The 4,979-nt window shown below is 64.8% G+C and carries 6 protein-coding genes and 2 pseudogenes; 6 read left to right on the top strand and 2 right to left on the bottom strand.

Features of this window, described 5'->3' with window-relative positions:
- From QMX82_RS25245 to QMX82_RS25230, 5 genes and pseudogenes are all read left to right on the top strand, one after another.
- Window positions 1-416 (top strand): cytochrome P460 family protein (locus QMX82_RS25245; RefSeq protein ID WP_233628880.1); only part of this gene is annotated, 416 nt, incomplete at its 5' end.
- A gap of 28 nt (window positions 417-444) precedes the next feature.
- Window positions 445-765, top strand: a pseudogene (locus tag QMX82_RS25835) (uracil-DNA glycosylase family protein); the annotation flags it as partial.
- 61 nt (window positions 766-826) lie between these two features.
- Window positions 827-958: pseudogene (locus QMX82_RS25830) on the top strand (uracil-DNA glycosylase family protein); the annotation flags it as partial.
- An 80-nt stretch (window positions 959-1,038) separates the two neighbouring features.
- Window positions 1,039-1,734 carry a hypothetical protein gene (locus tag QMX82_RS25235; protein ID WP_047737075.1) on the top strand — a complete coding sequence of 232 codons (696 nt, stop codon included), beginning with the start codon at window positions 1,039-1,041 and terminating at the stop codon, window positions 1,732-1,734.
- Between the two features lie 11 nt (window positions 1,735-1,745).
- The gene (locus tag QMX82_RS25230) at window positions 1,746-2,504 is read left to right on the top strand and encodes a DUF6118 family protein (RefSeq protein ID WP_006473465.1); all 759 of its coding nucleotides are present in this window, start codon (window positions 1,746-1,748) and stop codon (window positions 2,502-2,504) included.
- A 19-nt stretch (window positions 2,505-2,523) separates the two neighbouring features.
- On the opposite strand, the gene QMX82_RS25225 is transcribed toward QMX82_RS25230, so the two are convergent.
- Both QMX82_RS25225 and QMX82_RS25220 read right to left on the bottom strand, forming a co-directional pair.
- The gene (locus QMX82_RS25225) at window positions 2,524-3,090 is read right to left on the bottom strand and encodes a TetR/AcrR family transcriptional regulator (RefSeq protein ID WP_003830785.1); all 567 of its coding nucleotides are present in this window, start codon (window positions 3,088-3,090) and stop codon (window positions 2,524-2,526) included.
- 10 nt (window positions 3,091-3,100) lie between these two features.
- Window positions 3,101-4,612, bottom strand: a complete 1,512-nt coding sequence (locus QMX82_RS25220; protein ID WP_110820748.1) for an MFS transporter — start codon at window positions 4,610-4,612, stop codon at window positions 3,101-3,103.
- A gap of 84 nt (window positions 4,613-4,696) precedes the next feature.
- On the opposite strand from QMX82_RS25220, the gene QMX82_RS25215 reads away from it, so the two are divergent.
- Window positions 4,697-4,933, top strand: coding sequence for a hypothetical protein (locus tag QMX82_RS25215; protein WP_047737078.1), 237 nt, complete (start codon window positions 4,697-4,699; stop codon window positions 4,931-4,933).
- Window positions 4,934-4,979: the final 46 nt, after the last annotated feature.

Below are 4,979 nucleotides of genomic sequence, written 5' to 3'. Positions count from 1 at the left end.
ATGAAAATCGCACTCACCGGCGCTCTGCTCGCCAGCGCCCTCGTCCTGCCACTGGCCGTCACGGCCGGCGACTAAAGGCCTCGGCCGAGCACTACCGCAAGACCGGCAAGTTCTTGGACGGCGCCACGCTGGTGAAAGAGATCCGCAAGCTCGAAACCAGCGCCATGACCACTGGCAACCCTGTGGTCTGGGGTTCCGATGCGGCCGTGTGGTTCGTGATGGTCAAGGACGCCAAAGGCCGTTTCGCCAGCAACCCCTTGTGGGGCGACGGCTGGGGCTGGGCGCTGTTCAAGGCCGACGCCCCCGCCAAGAATGTCGCCGTCAGCTACGAAGCCGACTGCATGGGCTGCCATGTGCCGGCGGCCAAGACCGACCGCGTATTCATCCAGGGCTATCCGACACTGACCCAGCACTGACTTGCTGCCGGGTTACGCTTCGCGCAGGATGGCACCTCCGTCCTGCGCGAGCCACCCTTTCCGGAAGCGCGCCATGCCGACACTCGACGCCTTTCTGACCGACGTCCGCGCCTGCACGCGCTGCGCACCGCATCTGCCACACGGCGTGCAGCCGGTCTTCCAGTTTCACCCGAGTGCGCCCATCCTCATCGCCGGCCAAGCACCGGGGGCCCGGGTCCATGCCTCAGGCGTGCCCTTCGACGACGCCAGCGGCGCGCGTCTGCGCGCCTGGCTGGGCGTGGACCGCGACACCTTCTACGACCCTACCCGCATCGCCATTCTGCCCATGGGCTTCTGTTATCCGGGCACCGGCAAAAGCGGTGACCTGCCGCTACGCCCGGAGTGCGCCCCCCGCCTGGCGCGAAGCCTTCATGCAGCGTTTCGAGCGCCTGTCGCTGGTCATCGTGCTGGGCAGCTACGCCATGGACTACCACCTCGGTACTGGCAAGACGCCGCTCACCCGGGTGGTCGAAGCCTGGCGCGAGCACTGGCCGCAAGCGTTCCCCCTGCCTCACCCTAGCCCGCGCAACAATCGCTGGCTGGTGCGCAACCCCTGGTTCCAACAAGGAAGCAGCGGCGCGGTATGTTCGCCGGCCTCAAGCTCAATGCGCGTCCTGCCCCCTCACAGGAGCGCACAGAGCGGCCGGAAAGGGAAGGGAGCTTGCGGCAGGCGCCTGCGCCCGACCGGCTGGCCGAGCGGGCGCGGGGGCAGTCGCCGCTTGAGGCCGCCGTTGACCGCTATTCGCGGGCCTATCAGTCGATCGACCAGCACCGGCGCGAGGGCTTGCCGGTCCTCGACATGCAGCGGCAGGAAATAGGCGATGCCGGCCGGCAGCTCGACCAGGTGCAGGGCGGCATGAAAGATTTGCTGCGCTCGACGTTGCAAAACGACCCGGCGACGGTGCGCGCCATGACCGAGCTTTCCGGCCGGGAGCGTGTCGCGCAGGTTATCGACGGGATGAAGCGCGAAAACGCGGCGCTGCAAGACCCGAATATCAGGGCCGAGCGGTTCGTTGAACGCTGGCAGGAGCTACAGGGCCAGCGCCGGGAGCTTCGCGGCTGGCAGCACGACGATGCCCGCGCCAAGGTCGAAAGCCAGATGAACGGCATGACCAAGAGCCTTGAGCGTGACCCGCAGGTAGATTCCATCCTGCGCAATCGCCGTCAGGAACTCGGAATCGGGCAGCAGCAGCGCCGGGGGCAGAGCATCGCCCACGAGCTGCAAGAGGAAATGTCACGCAGCCGGCAACTTAGCCGGGGCATCGGTTTGGGAAGGTAGGCACGGAGAATATGGCGGAGCTGGACGACGACAGGGAAGGAATCGAGCCGGAAGCACTGGACGAGGACGCCGGCGACCCGGCCGCCGCGTTCGACGCGCTCCGGCGCACGATCGAGACGCAGGGCGCGCAGATCGGCGCGGAAATGACCGTGATGCGGCGCGGGCTGGAAGCGGCTTTCGACCAGCTCGAAAAGATCGAGCCGGCGCAGGACTACAAGCCCCAGCTCGCCCAGCTCGTGCAGGCGCTCGACAATGTTGCGGAGCGGCTGCACGGCGTAGAGCAATCGCCTATTCTCCGGCAGGGTGCGACACACTATGCGGCGCTCCTCGAGCGCAGCGGCGAGGCCCTGATACGCACCGCCGCGCAGCAGCTCGAGCGGCAGGCGTCCGACCTCGAGCGCGCCGGCCGGAACCTCGCCGCTCATACGAAAAGCGCCTACGACCGGAAAAGTCAGGATTTCCGCATATGGATGGCCGGCCTTGTCGGGCTGTTCGTCGGCATATTCCTGATTTTGCTGTTGCCGCGTTTCCTGCCCTTCTCGGCCGACACCCATGTTGCGGCGACCGTCATAGGTCAGGACCGATGGAACGCCGGCGTCACCATGATGCGGGTGGCCGATCCCCGAAGCTGGCGCGGCGTGGCCGATTCCTCGCAGCTCGTGCGCGACAATGCCGAGGCGATCGGGCAATGCGCCGAGGCCGCGCGCACGGCCGGTTCAGATCAGCAATGCACCATCACCGTGAAAGCGCCGGCAGCACCGGCGCAGTAGGGTTGTGGGGGGACACCAGTTATTTCGGGAGGTTTTCTTCCGCCTCAACAGGTCCGGCGGCCATCGCGACGAGGCGCGCCGCGATACGCTTGCGCAGTTGCTCGGGGAGCGGGCGCGACGACAGCGCCTCGTGAATCCACAGCCCATCGGCGGCAAGGCGCGAAATGAACCTGTCCAACTCGGCAGCGTCGTTTCCAATCGGCGCAGGAGGTGCCCAGCGGTCGATGACCTGTTGCCACAGATCGCCAAGCTGCCGATTGTCGGAGCTTTCCAGTATGAGCAGCAGTTCGACCCGCCGGGCAGCTCTTGCGCAGGTGTTGATGTAGGCGGCGTGTCGTTCGGCGTCTGTCGCCCTGTCCGAGGTGTTGCCGGCGCTCGCTTCCAGCTCCTGTTCCCATGAGCGAGTCAGATGCTCATGGGTGGCGAGGATCAGGGCTTCGCGCGACGGGAAATGATACAGAAGGCCGGCGCGTGTCATGCCGGTTTCGAGCGCTACGGCGTCGAGGGTGACGGCGGTGAGGCCGTCACGCTCGATGATGCTCACAATGGCTTCAAGCACTTCGAGGCGCTTGCTGGCTCTCGCCATGTCGGCTTCCTTAGTGTTGTGTGGGATAGGCTGACGATTGCGAGCCGGGACCGTAGCGCCGCAACAGGATGCCGGTGATCAGGGCACCCACGGCCAGAACACCCGCCGCCACGTACATGACGACCGTATAGGCGTGGTCGAATGCGATTCCTGCCGCTTGACGCACGACAACACCATCGGCCCCCGCCTCGTTGGCAAAGACCAGCGCCGACGCCATGCTGTCGCGGGCCGCTTCCGAGGTTCCGGCGGGGAACACGACGTTGACCGTATAGAGGTAGGCCAAAAGACTTCCGAGAATTGTGACAGCGAACAGACTGCCAAACTCGTAGGACACTTCCTCGACCGACGACGCCATGCCGGCGCGATGCACAGGCACATTGCCCACAATAGCCGTTGATGCCACCGACATTGTTGCACCTACGCCGGCACCGGTCAGCGCCAGACCGGCGATCAGCCAGCCAAGGCCATGAGTGATGCCCCATGTCGCAAGCAGGACCGCCAGCGATCCCGCCGCAAGCCCGCCAGCTATAAGGATACGTAGGCCAATACGATGCAGGAATGCACCACCGAGCAGCGCAGTCGGCAATGATCCGAGCGCCGCCGCCGAAACCAGCATCCCGGCTTCCAGCGGCGTGAAGCCCGCAACGAGCTGGAAGCGTTGCGTCGTAGCAAGCTCAACACCGCCGATGGCGAACAGGGAGAACGCGGCCGCTAGAACGCCCGATGTGAACGCGGCATTGCGGAAGATCGAGAAGTCGAGCAGCGGGAACGACAGGCGCAGTTGCCGGCGGACGAACAGCGCTCCGGCGAGGATGGCAACCAGCAGCGAAATAGCGGGGACGGCCCACGACTGCCCGGCATGGGCAGATTCCTTGATCGCGATCACAAAAGCCGACAGCGCCACCAATGCCTGAAACGACGACACCACGTCCCAAGGCTTGGTCGCATCGCCGGCCACCTTCGGCGCAACGATCAGCGCCGAAATGAAGGCAGCGACCACTACCGGCACATTGATGAGGAACACCGACCCCCACCAGAAATGGCCGAGCAGAAAACCGCCGATGATCGGTCCGAGCGCAGCGCCGACGACCGACAACGACCCCCAGATCGCAATGGCGATGTTGCGTTCCCGGTCATCCTCGAAGGTGACGCGGATGAGGGCGAGTGTCGCGGGCATCATCGCCGCCGCGCCGACCGCCAGAAAGGCCCGCGCCCCGATCAGGATTTCCGCTGTAGGCGAATAGGCCGCCACAATCGACGCGACACCGAACAGCACGAGGCCGATGAGGAACATGCGCCGGTGACCGATCCTGTCACCCAGCGTCCCGGTGCCGAGCAGCAGGCCGGCCATGACGAGGGGGTATGCGTTGATGATCCACAACCCTTGCGTTGCCGTCGCGCCAAGCTCGCGCGTCAGGGTAGGCAGGGCCGTGTAGAGGACCGAATTGTCCAGAACGATAAGCAGGAGACCGGCGGCGACGGTCACCAGAAGAACCCAGCGGTTCGAGTGGGCGGCAGGCACGATAGCACCATTCAGTGAGAGTAGCCAAACTTTACAGACAAGTTAGTAAAGTATCAAGCGCCTGCCCGTGAGGAACTTCAGACAATGGCCGACAGCGGGGCTTCGCATTCCGGGGCGCGATCAATTTGTCGCGAAATTCCTGATTTTTGCGACAAAATCGCCGGCGCTGATTTTGCAGGGAAAAATCTGTCGCAAAAATCAGGTGCGAAAGTCAAACTTGTGCGACTGACTTTCGCGACACGTCGCGGCCCGGATTCCGCGCCGCTGCTGTCGTTTTCAGAAGACGGCTGCACTGAACGTCAGAAGCCGACTGCACTATAGCAGCGGAGGGGTTGGATCCATCAGGCAACGACGGGCTGCTGCCGGC

Origin of the sequence: Pseudomonas sp. PS02302, from assembly GCF_029959585.1 — a bacterium.
Classification (GTDB): domain Bacteria; phylum Pseudomonadota; class Gammaproteobacteria; order Pseudomonadales; family Pseudomonadaceae; genus Chryseomonas; species Chryseomonas aestiva.
Note: the sequence above shows the minus strand (reverse complement) of the source record. Positions and strands in the feature narration are given on the sequence as shown.